Genomic DNA, 17,720 nt, shown 5'->3' on the forward strand with positions numbered 1-17,720 from the left:
GGCCCGCCACGAGCCTGCGAGTGGTGGGGGGGCAGCGGGGTCCTCCTAGAACGTGAAGGCGCCGACGGCGGTGCGCAGCTCGGCCGCCATCCGGGACAGCTCGTCGACCGCCTGCCGGGTCTGACCCAGCGCCTGCGTGGTCGACGCCGCAGCCGACGACACCCCGGTGATGTTCGCCGCGATCTCCGTCGACCCGCCCGCGGCCTCCTGCACCGACCGCGACATCTCGTTCGTCGTCGCCGTCTGCTCCTCCACCGCGCTGGCGATGGTCAGCTGGAAGTCGTTGATCGACCCGATCACCTCACTGATCCGCCCGATCGCCGCGACCGCTCCCGAGGTGTCGCCCTGGATCGCCTCCACCCGCCGCGCGATGTCCTCCGTCGCCCGGGCGGTCTCCTGGGCCAGCTCCTTCACCTCGTTCGCCACCACCGCGAAACCCTTCCCGGCCTCGCCGGCCCGGGCGGCCTCGATCGTGGCGTTCAGCGCCAGCAGGTTCGTCTGCTCCGCGATGGACGTGATGGTCTTGACCACCGCACCGATCTCCTGAGAGCTCGCCCCCAGCTGCTCGATCGTCACCGTCGTCGACTGCGCCTCGGTCACCGCCTGCGCCGCGACCCGCGCCGCCTCGTTCGCGTTCTGGCTGATCTCCCGGATCGACGCGCCCATCTCCTCCGCGCCGGCCGCCACCGTGCCCACGTTCCGCGACACCTCCTCCGCCGCCGAGGACACCACCCCGGACTGCGCCGAGGTCTCCTCCGCCGACGCCGAGATCTGCGCCGACGACGCGCTCAACTCCTCCGACGACGCCGCCACCGCGTCGGCCGAGGCGACGACCGAGCCGATCACCCCGCGCAGGTGCGCCTGGGCGGTGTCCAGCGCCGCGGCCATCTGGCCGACCTCGTCCCGCGCGGTCACCTCGGCCGAGCGGGTGAGGTCGCCGGCGGCCATCGCCTCCAGCGCCGTCCGGACGCGGCCCAGGGGGCGGGCGATGGACCGCTGCAGCAGCAGGCAGATGCCGGCGACCAGCGCGGTGCCGGCGATGGCAGCGAGGACGGCGATCCTGTCGGCGGTGGAGATCGCGGAGTCCAGGTGGGTCCGGGCCTCGGCGGCCAGCGCGGCCAAGTCGTCCTTGAGGGCGCTGACCGCGGCGTCGGAGAGGTCGTTGGCCTGCTGCACCTCGTCGTAGCGCAGCCGCATCCCGGCCTGGTCGGTCACCGCACCCTGGATGAAGGTGCCGATCGCACCGGTGTACTCGGCGAAGGTGGCGTCCAGTTCGGCGATGTCCGCGGTGATCGGCCCGGTGAGCGGGATCGCCACCAGCGCGGCGATCAGCTCCTCGGTCGTGGCCGTGTCGTCGGCCAGGTCTGCGAGCTGCTCCCGCGGGTTCTCGCTCACCAGCGCCTTGAGCGCGTCCACCTTGAGCTCACTGGCCCGGGTGTCCAGCTGCAGGACCAGCGCCTGCGCGTCGGAGAACGCCGCCTCGGTGCGGCTCTGGTCCCGGACGGTGCCGTGGGCGACCAGGGTGGTGGTCAGCAGGGCGGCGAACGCCACGGCGACCACGCCGAGCAGGACACCGAACCGCGTGGCCAGCCGGAGGTCGGCGAACCACCCGGCTCGGCCGGGGGAGGGCGCGGTGCGGGTCGCTGCCATCGGGGACTCCAACTGACCAGGGGGGAACTGCCTGTCTCCGGACCGACGCGGGCTTCCGGCACCCGGTCGTCCGTTATTCAGGAACCGCGCGTTCTCGGTTCCACCGTTCCCATCGGCACCGTCGCGCAGAACTGGAGGGGACGGAGGTCCCGACCTGGTCCTGGCGACCACACCGGCCCCGCCCGCCCCACGCGTGCGGCCCAGCAGCTGGGGGCCGCACGCCGAGCCCTCCCGGAGACGACGACGGCCCGCTCGCCAGGTGGCGAGCGGGCCGTCCAACCCCGTCCAGGGGCCCTTCGTCAGTCCCCGGGGCCCGATGGCCGACCGGCCGAGCCGTCGTCCCGGGTGGCCCCGTCCGGCTGCGCCCCGTCCGGCTGCGCCCCGGGCCCCGGCGTGCCGGGCTCGCCGGGCTTGACGACCAGCACGAAGTCGTCGCCGTGCCGCGTGATCCCGTGGACCACGGCCTGCTCGACGGCGCCCGCGGCGTAGGCACGGCGCAGCACCATCGGGTCAGAGCGCAGGTCCTTGGTCAGCGCGACCGCCAGCCCGATCATCACCAGGGCGAAGGGGAGCGCGGCGATGATCGTCAGGTTCCGCAGCCCCTGCAACGCCTCGTCGCCGCCGACGAGCAGCATCACGGCGGCCACGCCACCGGTCAGCAGCCCCCAGAAGACGACCATCTTCGAGGTCGGCTCACGGGTGCCTCGCTCGGACAGCGACGCCATCACGATCGAGGCGGAGTCCGCGCCGGTCACGAAGAAGATGCCGACCAGCAGCATCACGATGACGCTGGTGACCGTGGTGAACGGCAGCTCCTGGAGCAGGCCGAACAGCTGGCCCTCGGCCGTCGACTGGCCGGCGATGTCCTGGCCCGACTGCTGGGCACCGATCCCGGCACCGCCGAAGATCGCGAACCAGAACAGCGTGACGACGCTGGGCACCAGCAGCACGCCGGCGATGAACTCCCGGATCGTGCGGCCGCGGCTGATCCGGGCCAGGAACACCCCGACGAACGGCGTCCAGGAGATCCACCAGGCCCAGTAGAAGACCGTCCAGCTCGACAGCCACTCGGCCATCTCATCGCCGCCGGAGGCGTTGGTACGCGCGGCCATCTCGGGGAGCTCGGCGGCGTAGGAGCCCAGCGCCGTCGGCACCAGGTTCAGCATCAGCACCGTGGGGCCCACCACGAAGACGAAGAGCGCCAGGGTGAAGGCCAGGCCCACGTTGATGTTGGACAGCCACTGGATCCCGCGGGCGACGCCGGAGAACGCGGAGGCCACGAAGGCCGCGGTCAGGACCGCGATGATGCCGACGGTGGCCGCGTTGCCGACCGGGCCGAGCCAGCCGAGGATCTCCAGCCCGCTGCCGATCTGCAGGGCGCCGAGCCCCAGCGAGGCGGCGGTGCCGAAGAGCGTGGCGAAGATGGCGAGGACGTCGATCACCTTGCCGGCCGGCCCCTCGGCCACCCCGCGCCCGAACAGCGAGGTGAACGCGGAGGAGAGCAGCTGGCCGCGGCCCCGGCGGTAGGTGCCGTAGGCGACGGCCAGCCCGACGAGGGCGTAGAGCGCCCACGGGTGCAGCGTCCAGTGGAAGAGCGTGGTGGCCATCGCCGTGGTGACGGCCTCCTGGGTCTCCCCGGGGACGGTGCCCGGCGGCGGGGAGACGTAGTGCGACAGCGGCTCGGAGACGCCGAAGAACATCAGCCCGATGCCCATGCCGGCGCTGAACATCATCGCGATCCAGCTGATCGTCCGGAACTCCGGCCGTTCGTCGTCCCCGCCGAGCGGGATGCGGCCGTAGGTGCTGGCGGCGATCCAGAGCACGAAGAGCACCACGGCGGTGCCGAGCAGGACGAAGAACCAGCCGAGGTTCAGCTCGATCCAGCCGAGCGCGCTGCTGCTGGCCGAGCCCAGCCCCGTGGGGCTGAGGAAGCCCCAGGCGAGGAAGGCCAGCGAGACGACGGCGGCGACCCCGAAGACCGTCCGGTCCAGTCGCGGCCGGCGCTCCTGCTCCTGGGTGGGGGGCTGGGCGATGGCCGGGTGCGTCCGGCTGAGGACTCCGGGGTCGAGCACGTCGTCGATCGTCTGGTCCGACGCCTGGGCGTCAGGGACCTGGGCGTCGGGGGCCTGGGCGTCGGGCACCGGCGGCGCGGTGGCGCGCGAGGCGCCGTGCGACGACTGGCCGGGTGGGTCGTTCGGTGGGTTCGTCACGTGGTGTGGCGCCTGATCGGCGCCCCTCCCCTCGAGTCGGCGCGCAAGTCGAAGAGCCGTCCGACACCTGCGGACGGCTCGTTGCACCGACCACCGTCCTGGCAGGCGGGCCCCGGCGCAAGTTCGTGGCGCGCCCACCGGCCGCCGCACCGACCCCCGGGTGCGCCACCCGCGCTACCCGTTCACAGGTGGACCGGCCACACTGAGCGGCGATGGACGCACTCGTGGATGTCTGGAACTGGGTGCGCGGCGCGGGACTCGAGGCGCTGCTGATCGTGCTGGGCGCCGTGCTGCTCGCCCGCTTCGTCAGCTGGGGTGGCGCCCGGATCACCGACCGCATCGACGCCACCGCCCGGGAGTCCGACGCCCTGGTGCGGTCCGAGGCCGCCAAGCACCGGCACTCGCTGACCCAGGTGATCACCTGGGCGGCGATCGTGCTGATCTGGTCGATCGCGGTCTTCTTCGTGCTCGAGCGGCTCGGCATCCCGATCGCCGGGCTGGTCGCCCCGGCGACCGTGCTCGGCGTCGGCCTGGGCTTCGGTGCCCAGCGCGTGGTCGGGGACGTGCTGGCCGGGTTCTTCATCATCACCGAGCGGCAGTACGGGTTCGGTGACTCCGTCGGCATCGTCACCCTCGGCGGCCAGGGCGACGCCTACGGCACCGTCGAGGACGTCACGCTGCGGATCACCCGGCTGCGCTCCCCCGACGGGGAGGTCGTCAGCGTGCCGAACGGGCAGATCATCCGGTCGATCAACTACTCCCGGGACTGGGCCCGCGCCGTGGTCGACATCCCGGTGCCCACCACCACCGACGTCAGCCGCGTGCAGCAGGTGCTGCGCGAGGTGGGCCGCCGCGCTTACGCCGACGAGCGCCTGCACCAGCTGCTGCTCGACGAGCCGAGCGTGATGGGCGTGGAGAGCCTGTCGCTGGACGAGGTGAACCTGCGGATGGTGGCCCGGACACTGCCCGGCAGGCAGTTCGAGGTGGGACGCGACCTGCGGGCCCGGGTGGCGCTGGCGCTCTCCCACGAGGGTGTGTCGCTCCGGGCGACCGCCATGACCGACGTCCCCAGCGTCCAGGACGAGGCGCTCGCCGAGGACCGGGCCCGCAGCGGAGGAGCAGCATGAGCACGTCGGACGACCAGCCGACCACCGTCCAGCGGCGCACCGCCGAGCAACCCGCCCTCACCACCGCCCCGGAGTCCGGCCGCTCCGGGATCTGGGGGCGCCGGCTGCCCAAGCACATCGGTCGGGTGCGCTCGTCCACAGCCCTGATCGCGGCCCTGTTCGTGCTGCTCTTCGGGGTGTACCTCGCCTTCCCGGCGGACCCGTACGTCGACGTCGAACTCCCGAGCGGGCAGACCGTGCCGGTGCGCAGCTCCCAGCTGGAGAGCACGCCGACGCCGCCGGAGACCACGCCCCCGCCGGGCAGCGAGGCGCCGGCCCCGACCAGCAGCGTGCCCACGGGCCAGACCCCGAGCCCGGACGACGACGAGCCCCGGTCGACCCCAACGCCGACCACCCCGCGGACCAGCCAGGCCCCGGCGCCGACCACCGGGAGCACGCCGACGACGGACGAGGACCCGACGACCGGCACCGACCAGGACACCGACGGCTCGCAGACCGGCGGGACCCCGACCGGCTGACCGGCGTCAGCCCCGGGTGCCGGTCTGGGTCAACCCCCAGGCCGCGGTCACCAGGAACAGCACCACGCCGACGACGAAGAGCCAGAACAGGCCCTCGACGAGGGCGCCGATCACGGTGACGACCAGCCAGACGACCAGCAGCAGTGCGATGAGCGCCAACACGGTGCCCTCCTCGGCTCGGGTGTCCCCTCCGAGGATGCTCGCCATCGGGCCCCCGGGAACCCGCCCGCGCGGAGGTCACCAGATCGTCATGTCCTGGTCGGCGCGACGACGGCGATCCCCGGCTCCCGGCCGACCGCGGCCAGCGCGGCGCCGGCGTCGGCGAGACCGAGCTCACGGGTGACCAGCAGGTCCGGGCGCAGCCGGCCGGCGGCGATCAGCGAGAGCATCGCCGGGTAGTCGCCGGCGGCCATGCCGTGGCTGCCCAGCACGGCCAGCTCCCGGGCGATGACCAGCTCCATCGGGATCTCCGGCCGCCCCACCGCCGGGGGCAGCAGGCCGACCTGCACGTGCCGCCCGCGCGGGCGCAGGCTGCGGATCGAGTTCGTGCAGGTGACGGCCGACCCGAGCGCGTCCAGCGACAGATGGGCGCCCCCGCCGGTCAGCTCGGCGACGGCGGTGGGGACGTCGGCCGCACGTCCGTCGACCGAGCTCCCGTCGACCGTGTGCTCCGCGCCCATCCGGCGGGCCAGGTCCAGGGCGGCACCGGAGACGTCGACGGCGACCACCCGGGCGCCGGCCGCGACCGCCACCTGGACCGCCGACAGCCCCACCCCGCCGCAGCCGTGCACCGCGACCCACTCCCCGGGGCGCACCCGGCCCACCCCGGTCAGCGCCCGGAAGGCGGTGGCGAACCGGCAGCCCAGGCTGGCCGCGGTGGTGGCGGGCAGCTCGTCGGGGAGCGCGACGAGGTTCACGTCGGCGGCCTCGAGGGCGACGAGCTCGGCGAGCGAGCCCCAGTGGGTGAACCCGGGCTGGGTCTGGAACCGGCAGACCTGACCGTCACCCTCTCGGCAGGGGGTGCAGCGGCCGCAGGCGCAGACGAACGGCACGGTCACCCGGTCGCCGACCGCCCAGCGCCGCACCTCGCGGCCGACGGCGGCGACCGTCCCGGCGAGCTCGTGGCCGGGGACGTGCGGGAGGACGACGTCCGGGTCGTGCCCCTGCCAGGCGTGCCAGTCGCTGCGGCAGACCCCGCTGGCCTCGACCTGCACCACCACCCCGGCGGGCGCCGGCCGCGGATCGGGCACCTCCCGGACGTCGAGCGGACCACCGAAGGACTCGAACACCAGCGCACGCACGACCCCAGCCTGCCCGGCCGCGGGCTCAGCGGCCGAGCAGGTCCGCCAGCAGCCCCTCGGTGGCGCCGTCGACGTCGACCACCTTGGTGCGCGACGTCGCGCCGGTGACCAGCGTGGCCGCCGAGCGGCGCACACCGAAGGCGTCGGCGACGGCGGCCAGCGCGGCCGCGGTGGCCTTCCCGCCGACGGCCCGGGCGGACACCCGGACGACGAGGGCACCGTCGTGCTCCCCGCCGACCGCCGTCCGCCCGGCGCCGGGCCGGACCCGGATGGTGATGCGCACCCGCCGATCCTGCCGGTCGGCCGGGGCGGCGGCTCAACCCAGGGAGACGGCGACGACGAGGACGACCACCAGCACGAAGGCCAGCAGCCCGACCAGCCCGGCCCGGTGCCACCGCTGGGAGCGCGCGGCGTCCCGCACCGCCGCGAGCAGCTCCGGGCCCGGCCCGGGTGCGCCCGCGGCCCGCTCGGCGAGCTCCCGGCGCAGCAGCTCGACCGGGTCCCGGCCGGGCACCCGTTCCGCGAGCCGGGCCAGGCCCCGGTCCACCTCGCCCGGCACCGCCGCGGGCTCCACGCCCACGGCCGCGGCCACCTGCTCGTCGGTCAGCCCGTCCCCGTACCGCAGCACCAGCACCGCCCGCTCCCGCGCCGGGAGCAGGGCGAGCGCGGCCGCCGGCTCCCCCGGCGGCACGGTGGGCGCGCTCGCCGCGGCGGTGCCCGGCAGCCCGCTCGCCCGCAGCCCGTCGAGGGCCGGGATCCCGGCGACGGCGCCCGCCACCCGGGTCCGCCGGTGCCAGGCGGCGTGCGCGGCCACCAGCGCCCGTCGCAGCGACCCCTCGTCGACCGCGGCGTCCCGGCCGGCCACCCCGGCCAGCGCCTCGACGACCAGCTCCCGCGCCTGCCGCGCGTCCCCGGTGAGCAGGTGTGCGGTGCGGAGCAGGCCCGGGCCCGCCCGGGCGAGGAGGGGCGCGAGCACCTCGTCCCTCACGTGACCCCGTCCCTCACATGCCCTCGTCCCTCACGTGCCCGAGGGGTCCGGCCAGCCGGCCAGGTGCCCGATCCAGGCCAGCGCCAGCCACGCACCGGACAGCGTGCCCGTCCGGGAGCCGTCGGTCAGGGTCAGCGTCCAGGCCGCCTCCGGCCAGCGGGACCCCGGGGAGCCGTCCGGGGTGGCTGCCACGACCCGCAGCTGCCGCACCGGGACCTCACGCGGCGGCGCGCCGGGGCCCGTCGCCCAGACCCCGCGCCGGGTGGCCTGCACCTGCTCGGCCGGGGCGTCCTCCGGCCAGCGCAGCCGCACGGCGCCCAGCCCGAGGTACGCGTCGGGGTCGCGGGGCACCGACCAGCTGGGCCGCCGCGCGCCGACCCCGGCATCGGCTCCCAGGGTGGCCACCGTGGAGGCGAGGTGGAACAGCCCGCCGAGCACCCGGCCGGCCCGCACCCGCACCGGCGGGTCCGCGACGGGCCAGGCCACCTGGGCCCGCAGTTCGGAGACGCCCACCCGACCGGCGCCCCTACTCCACCCGGCGGACGGCGCGGTGCGCGTCCAGCCGGTCGGTGTAGCTCGCCGCGTTCGCCCGGATCGCGGCGACGTCGTCCGCGGTCGTCTGCCGGCGGACCTTCGCCGGCACCCCGGCGACCAGCGAGTACGGCGGCACCTCGGTGCCCTGGGTGACCACGGCGCCGGCGGCGACGATGGACCCGGTGCCGATGTGCGCGCCGTTGAGCACGGTGCTGCCCATCCCGATGAGCACCTCGTCGTCCACCCGGCAGCCGTGCAGCACCACGCCGTGGCCGACGGTGACCCGCTCGCCCAGCACCAGCGGGAAGCCCGGGTCGCTGTGCAGGGTCGAGCCGTCCTGGACGTTGGAGTCGGCGCCGATCTCGATCACCTCGGCGTCCGCGCGCGCGACCGCGCCGTACCAGATGCTCGCCCGCGGGCCGAGCGTCACCGCGCCGACGACCACCGCCGTCGGCGCCACGAAGGCCTGCTCGTCGAGCTGCGGGGCGCCGAAGGCCAGCTCGCCCAGGAACGCCCCCTCCCCCGTGGTCACAGGTCCACCTCGGCCAGCACGCGCGGCACCTCCAGCGGTAGTTCGCGGGCCAGGAAGCCCAGCCGGCCGACCTGCGCGGCCAGCCGCTCACCGGCGCGGCCGTGCAGGTGAGAGGCCCAGACCGCGGCCTGGGCCGGCTCCGCGCCCCGGGCCAGCAGGCCGGCGACGATCCCCGCCCGCACGTCACCGGAGCCGGAGACCCCCAGCCCCGCGCCCCCGCTCTCGTCCTCCCACGAGCGGCCGTCCGGCGCGACGACCCAGCTCGTGCCGCCGCCGAGGCCCACGACGGCCTGCGCCTGCTCGGCCATCCGCCGGGCGGAGCCGACCGGGTCCTCCTCGACCTCCCCGTGTTCCACGTGCAACGCGATGGCGAGCTCGGTCGGGTTGGGGGTGAGCACGACCTGCCCGCCCAGGTGCCGCAGGCAACCCGGGTCGGCGGTGACCGCGGCCAGGCCCAGGGCATCGAGCGCGACGGGGCCCTCGAGGTGCGGCAGCAGCTGCTCGACCAGTCCACGGGTCTCCGCCTCGTCGGCCATGCCCGGGCCGATCAGCACGGCCGAGGCGCCCTGCGCGAGGTCGAGCACCAGCTCGGCCGACGACGCCCGGATCGCGCCGGCCTCGGTGTGCGGCACGCCGCGCACCAGCGCCTCCGGCAGCGAGATCGACACGTGCGGGGCGACCTTCGAGGGGACGACGACCTGCAGCTTGCCGGCGCCGGAACGCAGCGCGGCCTCGGCGGCCAGCAGCACCGCACCGACCGTCTCGGTGCTGCCACCGACCACGAGGATCGAGCCGCGGGCCTCCTTGCCGCCGGTCGGCTCCGGCAGCCGCCAGCCCCGCAGCACCTGCGGGGTGACCAGGGTGGGCTCAGGCCGGGCTGGGGACATCGTTCTCCTCGGTGACGGGGGGCTCGGCCCGGTTGGCGTCGGAGCTGTCGTCGGACAGGTGGTGCACGGCGTTGAACTCGGCCAGCCGCAGGTCACCGGAGTCGTCACGGCGGTAGCGGGTGACCGAGGTGTTGGCCACCCGCTCCTGCCGGTCGATCTCCAGCAGCTCGGGCTCGCCCAGCCCCTCCAGCACGTAGCGGAAGACCATGATCACGGCCTGGTGGGAGAAGCAGGCCAGCCGCTCGCCGTCGTGCCGCAGCGCCTCGGTGGCCAGCAGGCTGCGGATGCGCAGGGCGACGTCGGCCCAGCTCTCCCCGCCGGGTGGCCGGTACCAGAACTTGCCCAGGTGGGCGCGGCGCTCGGCCTCCTCGGGGAACCGCTCGCGGATGCCGGCGCCGGTCATGCCGTCGAACATGCCGAAGTCCCGCTCCCGCAGCCGCTCGTCGAACCGCACCGGCAGGTCCAGCCCGCTGGCGGCGACGGCGCGCCGGGCGGTGGCCGCCGCGCGGGCGAACGGCGAGCTCAGCACGGTGGTGGGCCGCCCGTCGGGCGGGAGGTCGGCCAGCCAGCGGCCCAGCGCGTCGGCCTGCTGCTCGCCGGTGTCCGACAGCGGGACGTCGGGGTCGCGGACGTCCAGCTCCAGCCGCTCGGCGCCGGTCCGGTGGGCGTGCGCGTCGGCGAGGTTGCCCACGCTCTCCCCGTGGCGGACCAGCCACAGCGCGGAGGGGCCGGGTACCTGTGCCATCGCCGTCCCGTCGTCGTGCGACGCCCCTGCTGAGCGCCGTCCGGTCAGCGGTTAGCCGACCACCCCGGCGACCAAACCGCGACCCCTGGACGCCGCCCACCGGACTGCGCACGATGAACGGGTGGCCGACGAGAGCACCTTCCCGATCCGCGCGTTCGCCACCGCGGCCGACTTCGACGCGTGGCTCGCCGCCGAGCACGACCGGGCGCCGGGGCTGTTCCTGCAGCTGGCCAAGCGGTCGTCGGGCATCCCGTCGATCACCGCCGCCGAGGCGGTCGAGGTGGCGCTGTGCCACGGCTGGATCGACGGCCGCAGCAACCGCCGGAAGGACCCCGTCCTCCCCACCCCTCGCAAGCTCGGGGCGGTGCCCTGAACGGGGCCGAGAACGTGGCGACGGTGGCCCGGCTGGTCGCCGAGGGGCGGATGCGCCCGGCCGGGCTGGCCCCGGTCGAGGCGGCCCGGGCCGACGGGCGCTGGGACCGCGCCTACGCGGGGCCGGCCACCATCACCGTGCCCGACGACCTGACCGCGGCGCTGGCGCAGGTGCCGGCGGCCGCTGCTGCGTTCGAGGCGCTGCGGGGCCCGGACCGGTACGCCGTCCTGCACCGGGTCCACACCGCGGCCACCCCGCAGACCCGCGCCAAGCGGATCGCCGCCGCCGTCCAGCAGCTCACCGGCGGGTGAGGAGGACGTGGCCCCGTCCCGAGGCTCGCCCCGAGCCTGCGAGGGGTGAGGAGGACGTGGCCCCGTCCCGAGGCTCGCCCCGAGCCTGCGAGGGGTGAGGAGGACGGGGTCCTTTATCAGCCGGTGACGCGGCGGGCGCCGACGTAGCCGCCCTTGTCCACGCTGGTCACCGCGACCGGCTTGCCGGTGACGCTGGCGTGCACCATCTGGCCGTTGCCGATGTACATGCCCACGTGGCTGATCGGGGTGTAGAAGAAGACCAGGTCGCCGGGCTGCAGCTGGCTGCGCGAGACCGGCACGCCCAGCTGGGCCTGGGCCCGGCTGGAGTGCGGCAGCGAGATGCCGGCGGCGGCGTAGGCGTACTGGGTGAGGCCGGAGCAGTCGAAGCGGTCCGGACCGCTCCCGCCGGGCAGGTACATGTCGCCGGCCTGGGCCAGGGCGGTGCGGACGGCCTCGCCGGCGGCGGCGGTCGGCGCGGGGGCGGGGGCGGCGACGACGTCGGGGCCGGCGATCACCGTCTGGACCCGCACCTGGTCGACGGCCGAGAGCCGGGCGAAGTCCGCCTCGTACCGGTCCAGCTCGCCCTCGAGCTCGTCGTGCCGGCGCTGCAGGTCGGCCGCGGCCTGCTCGGCGGCGGCCGCCGCGTCGGCCGCGGCCTGCTGCGCCTGCTCGGCGGCGGACCGGGCGGCGGCGACCTGCCCGACGACGGCGTCGGCGTGCGAGGCCAGCTGGTCCAGGGTGCTCATCTGCTGCACCAGGTCGTCGGCGGAGCCGCTGGTGAGGAAGGCCGCGAGCCGGCCGCGGGTGGTGCCCACGTACCCGGACTGGGCGATCGCCCGCAGCTGCGGCTCCAGCGCGTCGAGCTGGACCTGCGCCTCGGCGGCAGCGACCGCGGCGGCACCGGCGGCGGCCCGCTGCTGCTCGGCGGTCGCGGTGGCCTGGTGCACCTCCTCGTCCAGCGCGCTGAGCTTCAGGCCGGTCTCGGCGACCGCATGGCGGGCCTGGTCGGCGGTGGCCGGAGTGGCGGAGGCCGTCGCGGGGACGAACGTGAGCGCCGCACCGGCACTCAGCGCCAGCGCTGCGGCCCGGGTCCACCGGCGGGTGGTCGATCGGGTCACCGTGCCTCCGTCTGCGCGTGGCGGCCCGGGGAAGGGGCGACGAGGTCCGCGCGCGTCCTGAACGGAAAGTAAGGAGACTTAGACGGAGCGTCCGCCTCGGCGCGCCGGGGGACGATCGGTCCGCCCGGGCGGTCAGTCCCACAGGCCCCGCGTGTCACTCCTGCCCCTCGCCGAGGGGACCACCCGGTCGGCGATGGCGCCGGTGGCGAAGGCGTAGACCGCCTTGTGCAGGACGTCGACGACCTGGTCCCGCCGGCTCCACGTCCACGGCGGGGCGCCGACGCCGGTGGCGTTCTCCAGCGTCTGGTCGACGGCCAGCCGCACCGAGGTGTGCCAGGCGTTCGCCCGCCAGCCGCGCAGGCCGGCCGCGGCCCAGACACCGCGCAGCGCGCCGACCGTGGCACCGGTGCCCCAGTGCATGAGGTGGTTGCGCACCGGCGGGCGTGCCGACCCGGGCAACCGACGCCCGGTGGTCAGCGCGGTCAGCGTGCGCGCCGGCACGTAGGAGTTCGGCCGGCCGGTCAGCTGCTGCTCCAGCTTCTCCCCCGCCGTCATCACCGCGACGCCGGCGAGGCCGGCGAGGGCACCACGGACTGCTGCTCGTCCCCACATGGGCTCGGGCCTACCCGCGCGGCGGCCCGGCGCAACCGTGGACCCGCGGGCGGGGTGACGGGGCAGGAACGGACTCGAGGCCGCCCGCCGGTTCCCCCCGGCGGGCGGCCTCGGGTCGAGCAGGCCGTGCAGTGCTCAGTTGGCCAGCGGCTCCTGGCAGTCCAGCGCCTCGACCACGGCGACGTCGCGCAGGATCGCGGCGAGCTCCGCGGAGGTCCACGCCTCACAGCAGTCACAGGCGCCGGTGTCACTGAAGCTGCGCAGGCCGAGGCTGCCGCCGGCCTGGTCCTCGGCGAGGGCGAGCTGCCCATCGGCCGGGTTGCGGTGGCAGTGGCAGGAGGCGGCACACATCCCCAGACCCCACCCCGAGACGATCACGGACGGGCCGTTGTCGTGGACCTTGCCCAACTGGAAGATCGAGGGCTTCTGTCGGTACGTCATGGCTGTGCTCCCCTCGCCGTCCTGCCGGAGCAGGGGGTCGTTGTCGGCGTCAGGGGAAAAACTAGACCGGATTCCGTTTTGAGTCAGTGACTCAGAGGAATGACATGCCGATTGGCGTGCCGGTGGTGTGCACCCGTCACGCTCGTCGCGCTGGCCCCATCCGTGCCACCCGCGCGACGCCGACTGGTCACCGCGGTGGGTGGCGGTCCAGCCGGCCCGTCGACCGGGGTTCCGCCGAACGGGAAGCCCACTGGGGGCTCATGCGACCTGGCTCACACCGTCACCCGTGCAGAGGGCGGCCCGGCCGGTCCGACCGGTCCGACCGGTCCGGCGAGCCGCGGAGCGCACCGTGATCGACGTGTCCCACTGGCCCGAGACCACGTCGCCGGCCGACCAGGCCGGGTGGCGGTGTTCGCTCCAACATGCTGGGCGACGCGCTCCGGGACCTCTTCGACCCGAAGCTCAACCGCTGAGCGACCGGTAGAGGGTGAGGGTGGCGGCCGCCGCGGCGTCCCAGCTGTGCCCGGCGGCCAGCGCCCGACCGGCGGCCTGCCACGCCGGGGAGCCCCCGGCCAGCAGCCCGGCGGCCAGCCCGGCCGGGCTGCTGGCGAAGGTCGCCGCCGCACCGAACACCTCCCGCAGCACCGGCAGGTCCCGGGTCAGCACCGGGACGCCGGCGGCGAGCTCCTCCATGGCGGCCAGCCCGAAGCCCTCCTTGGTGGAGGGGAAGGCGAAGACGTCGGCCGCGGCCACCAGGGCCGGCAGCGCGTCGTGGTCGACCGGGCCCAGGACGACGGGGGTCACGCCGAGCTCCGCGGCCCGTTCGAAGACCTGCCCCCCCGGTGGTCCCGGTAGTCGAACAGCGTCGGTGAGCTCGGTGCCGGCGGTGGCGGCGAGCAGCCGGGCGTGCTCGCCCTCGAAGTCGCCCCACGGCTGGTCGGAGGCGAACAGCACTCGGTCGGCGCCGATCCGTGGCGCTCGATCTCGGCGGCCAGCCAGCGCGGCGCGAAGCCGATCGCCCAGCTGGTGTCGGTGTAGACCCGCTTGCCGGCGGCGATCCAGGCGAAGAAGCGGGAGCCGATCAGCATGATGTGGCCGCTCATCCCGCCGCCCAGGTGCACCAGGTGCACGGCGACGTCGTCGGCGTACCGGTCGACCAGCCGGCCGACCTGGTCGATGTCGCTGGCCGCGCCCGGGCTGGTGTGCACGTGCACCACCAGGCCGCACGCGCGGGCGGCGGCGAAGATCGCGTCCAGCTGCGGCCGGCACGCCTCGTCGTCGGCGCCACCGCCGAGCAGGAGGGAGAGCTTCAGCGCGGTGACGCCGTCCTCGCCGGCGAGGGCGAGGGCGAGGGCCTCGTCGGTCGCGACGGCGTCCTGCGGGCGGGGGCTGGTCCACAGCCCGGCGCGGATCCGGTCGTCGCGCTGGGCGGCCTCGACCACCAGCTCGTTGAGGGCGAAGGAGGCGCTGACGTCGGGGAGGCCGTAGTTCGGGATGACCAGCGCCCGCTCGGTGCCCTCGCGGTCCAGGTCGGCGATCAGCTGGTCGATGGTGGCCCGGGCGGTGGTGTCGGGGTTGACCGGCGGACCGCCGTAGAAGGGGTGCGCGGGCAGCACGCCGAGGTGCCGGTGCCCGTCGTGCACCCGTCCCGGGGCCTCGTCGTCATGCCGAGAACGATCTCGGCCGACGGTTTCCCGGTGGTGGCGGTCGGAACGAGCCGCCGTTACGAAGGGCTCACCGACGGCGTCCCCGGTCACGCCCCGGTGGCCGGACGCGCACGCCGGCCACCGGGGTCGCGGTCAGCGACCGGTGAGGTCGACCTCCGGGTAGAGCGGGTGGGCCCCGATGATCTCGCCGGCCCGGGCACGGACGCGCTCGGCGACCGTGGCGTCGAGCCGGTACTTGACCTTCGAGTCACCCTCGGCCTGGGTGCTGTCCAGCACGTCGGCGATCAGGTCGCCCACCTCGGTCATCTCCGCCTCGCGCAGCCCGCGGGTGGTCAGCGCGGGGGTGCCCAGCCGGACGCCGGTGGTGTACCAGGGGCCGTTCGGGTCGGCCGGGACGGCGTTGCGGTTGGTGACCAGGCCGGCGTCCAGCAGCGCGGCCTCGGCCTGCCGGCCGGTCAGCCCGAAGTTCCGCACGTCCATCAGCACCAGGTGGTTGTCGGTGCCGCCGGTGACCAGCCGGACGCCGCGCTTCTGCAGCCCCCCGGCCAGCGCCTGCGCGTTGTCGACGATCTGCTGGGCGTAGCCGGCGAAGTCCGGACGGCGGGCCTCGGCGAACGCGACCGCCTTGGCCGCCATCACGTGCGGCAGCGGGCCACCGAGCACCATCGGGCAGCCGCGGTCGACCGAGGGCGCGTACTCCTCGGTGCACAGCACCATGCCGCCGCGCGGCCCGCGCAGCGACTTGTGCGTGGTGGTGGTGACGACGTCGGCGTGCGGCACCGGGTCGAAGTCACCGCTGAGCACCTTGCCCGCGACCAGACCGGCGAAGTGCGCCATGTCGACCATCAGCGTCGCGCCGACCTCGTCGGCGATCTCGCGCATCTTCGCGAAGTCGACCCGGCGCGGGTAGGCGGAGTAGCCGGCCAGCAGGATCAGCGGGCGGAACTCGCGGGCCCGCGCACGCAGCGCGGCGTAGTCGATCAGCCCGGTCTCGGGGTCGGTGCCGTAGCTGGACTGCTCGAACATCTTCCCGGAGATGTTCGGCCGGAACCCGTGGGTGAGGTGACCACCGGCGTCCAGGGACATGCCGAGCATCCGCTGGCTGCCGAAGGCCCGGCGCAGCCGCTCCCAGTCCTCGGGGGTCATCGCGTCGACGTTCTTCACCCCGGCCTCGGCCAGCGCCGGGGTCTCGACCCGGTGGGCGAGGATCGACCAGAAGGCGACCAGGTTGGCGTCGATGCCGGAGTGCGGCTGCACGTAGGCGTGGTCGGCGCCGAAGAGCTCGCGGGCGTGCTCGGCGGCGAGCCGCTCGACGGTGTCGACGTTCTGGCAGGCGGCGTAGAACCGGCGCCCGGGGGTGCCCTCGGCGTACTTGTCGCTGAACCAGTTGCCCATGGCCAGCAGCACGGCCGGCGAGGCGTAGTTCTCGCTGGCGATGAGCTTGAGGCTCTCGCGCTGGTCGGTGAGCTCCTGGCCGATCGCCGCCGCGACCCGCGGCTCGACCTGCGCGATGACGTCGAGCGCGCTGGTGAACGCGGCCGTCTCGCGGGTGACGGTGCTGGTCATGGCTCTCCTCCGGGAGGACGACGGGGAGCCCAGGCGCGCGGCACGGCTTCGGAGCCGCTCCCCGGTGGTCGTCCACCTGTCTGCGCCAGTCACGGCCCGGTTCCCAGGGTAGCCAGCCCGCCGGGCGGTGGGCCAGCGCGGTCCCGCCCGTCGACAGCAGACGTGGTGACCGTCACCCTGCGCCCGGTCCGTGCCGCGGTGCCCGCCGCTCCTTGACAAACTCGATTGCCGGAGCGGCAATGACCCGGTGACGGACGACGGCGCCCTGCCCCAGGAGGTGCTCGACGCGGTCGGGCCGCGGCTGCGGGCGCTGCGTCAGCGGCGGCAGGTGACCCTCACCCAGCTGTCGGCGGCCACCGGCATCTCGGTGAGCACGCTGTCCCGGCTGGAGTCCGGCGGCCGCCGGCCCACCCTGGAGCTGCTCCTCCCGATGGCCCGGGTGCACCAGGTGACGCTGGACGAACTGGTCGACGCCCCGCCCACCGGCGATCCGCGGATCCACCCGCAGCCCGTCGTCCGGCACGGGCTGACCATGCTGCCGCTCACCCGCCGCCCGGCGGGGTGCAGGCCTACAAGCTGATCTTCCCGCCGGGCGCCCGCACCGAGGACCGGGCGCAGAGGACCCACGAGGGCCACGAGTGGCTCTACGTGCTCTCCGGTCGGCTGCGGCTGCTGCTCGGCGAGCACGACATCGACCTGGGGCCGGGCGAGGTGGTCGAGTTCGACACCCGCACGCCGCACTGGTTCGGCAACACCGGCAGCTCCCCCGCCGAGGCGCTCGCGCTGTTCGGCCCCCAGGGCGAGCGGATGCACGTCCGCGCCCGCCCGGCCCGCGACGCGGACTGACCGGTCCGTCACCTGCCGGTGGTGTCCCGGACACCGGGCCGGGTAGGCGACCGGGCATGTCGATGACCACACCGTTCGAGCCCAACCTGCCCGACCCCGACGACGGCATCCCCGCGGCCGACCCCGGCCAGGGTGCCCCGGACACCGCCGCCGGGTTCGGCGTCGGCGGCGAGGAGCCGGACACGCCCGAGCAGACCGCGGAGCAGCAGCGGGAGGCCGCCGAGCCCGAGCACACCGCCTTCCACACCCCCGACCCCGACGAGGTCGGCCCCGAGCAGTAGCCCCGCCGTCACC

General features: G+C 75.3%; 23 protein-coding genes and 1 riboswitch. Of the genes, 7 read left to right on the forward strand and 16 right to left on the reverse strand.

Annotation, left to right across the window (positions count from 1 at the left end; all coding sequences use genetic code 11):
- Positions 1 to 45 precede the first annotated feature (45 nt).
- A complete protein-coding gene (locus ACI79U_RS04380; protein WP_457065553.1) occupies positions 46 to 1,650 on the reverse strand; it encodes a methyl-accepting chemotaxis protein in 1,605 nt (534 codons plus the stop codon).
- Between the two features lie 299 nt (positions 1,651 to 1,949).
- Complete coding sequence (locus ACI79U_RS04385) at positions 1,950 to 3,860, reverse strand: BCCT family transporter (RefSeq protein WP_457065551.1); 1,911 nt, start codon at positions 3,858 to 3,860, stop codon at positions 1,950 to 1,952.
- Between the two features lie 212 nt (positions 3,861 to 4,072).
- On the opposite strand from ACI79U_RS04385, the gene ACI79U_RS04390 reads away from it, so the two are divergent.
- Together ACI79U_RS04390 and ACI79U_RS04395 are read left to right on the forward strand one after the other, a co-directional pair.
- Positions 4,073 to 4,987, forward strand: a complete 915-nt coding sequence (locus ACI79U_RS04390) for a mechanosensitive ion channel family protein (RefSeq protein WP_457065549.1) — start codon at positions 4,073 to 4,075, stop codon at positions 4,985 to 4,987.
- Positions 4,984 to 5,505, forward strand: a complete 522-nt coding sequence (locus tag ACI79U_RS04395; protein WP_457065547.1) for a hypothetical protein — start codon at positions 4,984 to 4,986, stop codon at positions 5,503 to 5,505. Before ACI79U_RS04390 ends, ACI79U_RS04395 begins: the two co-directional genes overlap by 4 nt.
- 6 nt (positions 5,506 to 5,511) lie before the next feature.
- On the opposite strand, the gene ACI79U_RS04400 is transcribed toward ACI79U_RS04395, so the two are convergent.
- The 8 genes from ACI79U_RS04400 to ACI79U_RS04435 form a co-directional block, all read right to left on the reverse strand.
- Entirely contained in the window at positions 5,512 to 5,667 is a 156-nt protein-coding gene (locus ACI79U_RS04400) for a hypothetical protein (RefSeq protein ID WP_457065545.1), read from the reverse strand.
- An 86-nt stretch (positions 5,668 to 5,753) separates the two neighbouring features.
- A complete protein-coding gene (locus ACI79U_RS04405) occupies positions 5,754 to 6,806 on the reverse strand; it encodes a zinc-binding dehydrogenase (protein WP_457065542.1) in 1,053 nt (350 codons plus the stop codon).
- A 25-nt stretch (positions 6,807 to 6,831) separates the two neighbouring features.
- On the reverse strand, positions 6,832 to 7,089 hold the full coding sequence (locus ACI79U_RS04410) for a DUF167 domain-containing protein (protein WP_457065540.1): 258 nt from the start codon (positions 7,087 to 7,089) through the stop codon (positions 6,832 to 6,834).
- A gap of 33 nt (positions 7,090 to 7,122) precedes the next feature.
- Positions 7,123 to 7,794, reverse strand: coding sequence for a sigma factor-like helix-turn-helix DNA-binding protein (locus tag ACI79U_RS04415; protein ID WP_457065538.1), 672 nt, complete (start codon positions 7,792 to 7,794; stop codon positions 7,123 to 7,125).
- A gap of 30 nt (positions 7,795 to 7,824) precedes the next feature.
- Positions 7,825 to 8,307: a hypothetical protein gene (locus ACI79U_RS04420; RefSeq protein WP_457065536.1), complete on the reverse strand. Its 483-nt coding sequence runs from the start codon at positions 8,305 to 8,307 to the stop codon at positions 7,825 to 7,827.
- Positions 8,308 to 8,320: 13 nt separating this feature from the next.
- Positions 8,321 to 8,860 (reverse strand): gamma carbonic anhydrase family protein, encoded by a 540-nt coding sequence (locus ACI79U_RS04425; protein ID WP_457065534.1) that lies wholly within the window; start codon positions 8,858 to 8,860, stop codon positions 8,321 to 8,323.
- Complete coding sequence (locus tag ACI79U_RS04430; protein ID WP_457065532.1) at positions 8,857 to 9,747, reverse strand: NAD(P)H-hydrate dehydratase; 891 nt, start codon at positions 9,745 to 9,747, stop codon at positions 8,857 to 8,859. The genes ACI79U_RS04425 and ACI79U_RS04430 overlap by 4 nt, the downstream gene beginning before the upstream one ends.
- Positions 9,728 to 10,492, reverse strand: coding sequence for a histidine phosphatase family protein (locus tag ACI79U_RS04435; RefSeq protein WP_457065530.1), 765 nt, complete (start codon positions 10,490 to 10,492; stop codon positions 9,728 to 9,730). Before ACI79U_RS04435 ends, ACI79U_RS04430 begins: the two co-directional genes overlap by 20 nt.
- A 121-nt stretch (positions 10,493 to 10,613) precedes the next feature.
- Between ACI79U_RS04435 and ACI79U_RS04440 the strand changes: the two genes are divergently transcribed.
- Positions 10,614 to 10,865, forward strand: coding sequence for a hypothetical protein (locus ACI79U_RS04440; RefSeq protein WP_457065528.1), 252 nt, complete (start codon positions 10,614 to 10,616; stop codon positions 10,863 to 10,865).
- A gap of 23 nt (positions 10,866 to 10,888) precedes the next feature.
- Positions 10,889 to 11,176, forward strand: coding sequence for a YdeI/OmpD-associated family protein (locus tag ACI79U_RS04445; RefSeq protein ID WP_457065526.1), 288 nt, complete (start codon positions 10,889 to 10,891; stop codon positions 11,174 to 11,176).
- Between the two features lie 116 nt (positions 11,177 to 11,292).
- Here ACI79U_RS04445 and ACI79U_RS04450 read toward each other — a convergent pair whose 3' ends face one another.
- The 6 genes from ACI79U_RS04450 to ACI79U_RS04475 form a co-directional block, all read right to left on the reverse strand.
- The gene (locus tag ACI79U_RS04450) at positions 11,293 to 12,294 is read right to left on the reverse strand and encodes a C40 family peptidase (protein ID WP_457065524.1); all 1,002 of its coding nucleotides are present in this window, start codon (positions 12,292 to 12,294) and stop codon (positions 11,293 to 11,295) included.
- Between the two features lie 132 nt (positions 12,295 to 12,426).
- Positions 12,427 to 12,906 (reverse strand): hypothetical protein, encoded by a 480-nt coding sequence (locus ACI79U_RS04455; protein ID WP_457065522.1) that lies wholly within the window; start codon positions 12,904 to 12,906, stop codon positions 12,427 to 12,429.
- A gap of 135 nt (positions 12,907 to 13,041) precedes the next feature.
- Positions 13,042 to 13,347 (reverse strand): hypothetical protein, encoded by a 306-nt coding sequence (locus ACI79U_RS04460; protein ID WP_457065520.1) that lies wholly within the window; start codon positions 13,345 to 13,347, stop codon positions 13,042 to 13,044.
- A gap of 462 nt (positions 13,348 to 13,809) precedes the next feature.
- The gene (locus ACI79U_RS04465) at positions 13,810 to 14,151 is read right to left on the reverse strand and encodes a glycosyltransferase (RefSeq protein WP_457065518.1); all 342 of its coding nucleotides are present in this window, start codon (positions 14,149 to 14,151) and stop codon (positions 13,810 to 13,812) included.
- Complete coding sequence (locus tag ACI79U_RS04470; RefSeq protein ID WP_457065516.1) at positions 14,148 to 14,990, reverse strand: amidohydrolase family protein; 843 nt, start codon at positions 14,988 to 14,990, stop codon at positions 14,148 to 14,150. The genes ACI79U_RS04465 and ACI79U_RS04470 overlap by 4 nt, the downstream gene beginning before the upstream one ends.
- 156 nt (positions 14,991 to 15,146) lie before the next feature.
- On the reverse strand, positions 15,147 to 16,580 hold the full coding sequence (locus ACI79U_RS04475) for a glycine hydroxymethyltransferase (RefSeq protein WP_457065514.1): 1,434 nt from the start codon (positions 16,578 to 16,580) through the stop codon (positions 15,147 to 15,149).
- Positions 16,581 to 16,600: 20 nt separating this feature from the next.
- Positions 16,601 to 16,683: riboswitch (ZMP/ZTP riboswitch) on the reverse strand.
- Positions 16,684 to 16,827: 144 nt separating this feature from the next.
- Between ACI79U_RS04475 and ACI79U_RS04480 the strand changes: the two genes are divergently transcribed.
- Genes ACI79U_RS04480 through ACI79U_RS04490 form a run of 3 tightly spaced genes read left to right on the forward strand, consistent with a single transcriptional unit; the run spans position 16,828 to position 17,707 of the window.
- Positions 16,828 to 17,160 (forward strand): helix-turn-helix domain-containing protein, encoded by a 333-nt coding sequence (locus ACI79U_RS04480; protein WP_457065512.1) that lies wholly within the window; start codon positions 16,828 to 16,830, stop codon positions 17,158 to 17,160.
- Complete coding sequence (locus tag ACI79U_RS04485; RefSeq protein WP_457065510.1) at positions 17,142 to 17,426, forward strand: cupin domain-containing protein; 285 nt, start codon at positions 17,142 to 17,144, stop codon at positions 17,424 to 17,426. The genes ACI79U_RS04480 and ACI79U_RS04485 overlap by 19 nt, the downstream gene beginning before the upstream one ends.
- 56 nt (positions 17,427 to 17,482) lie before the next feature.
- Positions 17,483 to 17,707, forward strand: a complete 225-nt coding sequence (locus tag ACI79U_RS04490) for a hypothetical protein (RefSeq protein ID WP_457065508.1) — start codon at positions 17,483 to 17,485, stop codon at positions 17,705 to 17,707.
- Positions 17,708 to 17,720 lie beyond the last annotated feature (13 nt).

Source organism: Modestobacter sp. SYSU DS0904 (assembly GCF_054051115.1).

Coding starts and splice junctions, on each gene's coding strand:
- ACI79U_RS04380 (WP_457065553.1), bottom strand. CDS start 1,650: ATGGCAGCGACCCGCACCGCGCCCTCCCCCGGCCGAGCCGGGTGGTTC.
- ACI79U_RS04390 (WP_457065549.1), top strand. CDS start 4,073: ATGGACGCACTCGTGGATGTCTGGAACTGGGTGCGCGGCGCGGGACTC.
- ACI79U_RS04395 (WP_457065547.1), top strand. CDS start 4,984: ATGAGCACGTCGGACGACCAGCCGACCACCGTCCAGCGGCGCACCGCC.
- ACI79U_RS04430 (WP_457065532.1), bottom strand. CDS start 9,747: ATGTCCCCAGCCCGGCCTGAGCCCACCCTGGTCACCCCGCAGGTGCTG.
- ACI79U_RS04435 (WP_457065530.1), bottom strand. CDS start 10,492: ATGGCACAGGTACCCGGCCCCTCCGCGCTGTGGCTGGTCCGCCACGGG.
- ACI79U_RS04455 (WP_457065522.1), bottom strand. CDS start 12,906: ATGTGGGGACGAGCAGCAGTCCGTGGTGCCCTCGCCGGCCTCGCCGGC.
- ACI79U_RS04460 (WP_457065520.1), bottom strand. CDS start 13,347: ATGACGTACCGACAGAAGCCCTCGATCTTCCAGTTGGGCAAGGTCCAC.
- ACI79U_RS04475 (WP_457065514.1), bottom strand. CDS start 16,580: ATGACCAGCACCGTCACCCGCGAGACGGCCGCGTTCACCAGCGCGCTC.
- ACI79U_RS04490 (WP_457065508.1), top strand. CDS start 17,483: ATGTCGATGACCACACCGTTCGAGCCCAACCTGCCCGACCCCGACGAC.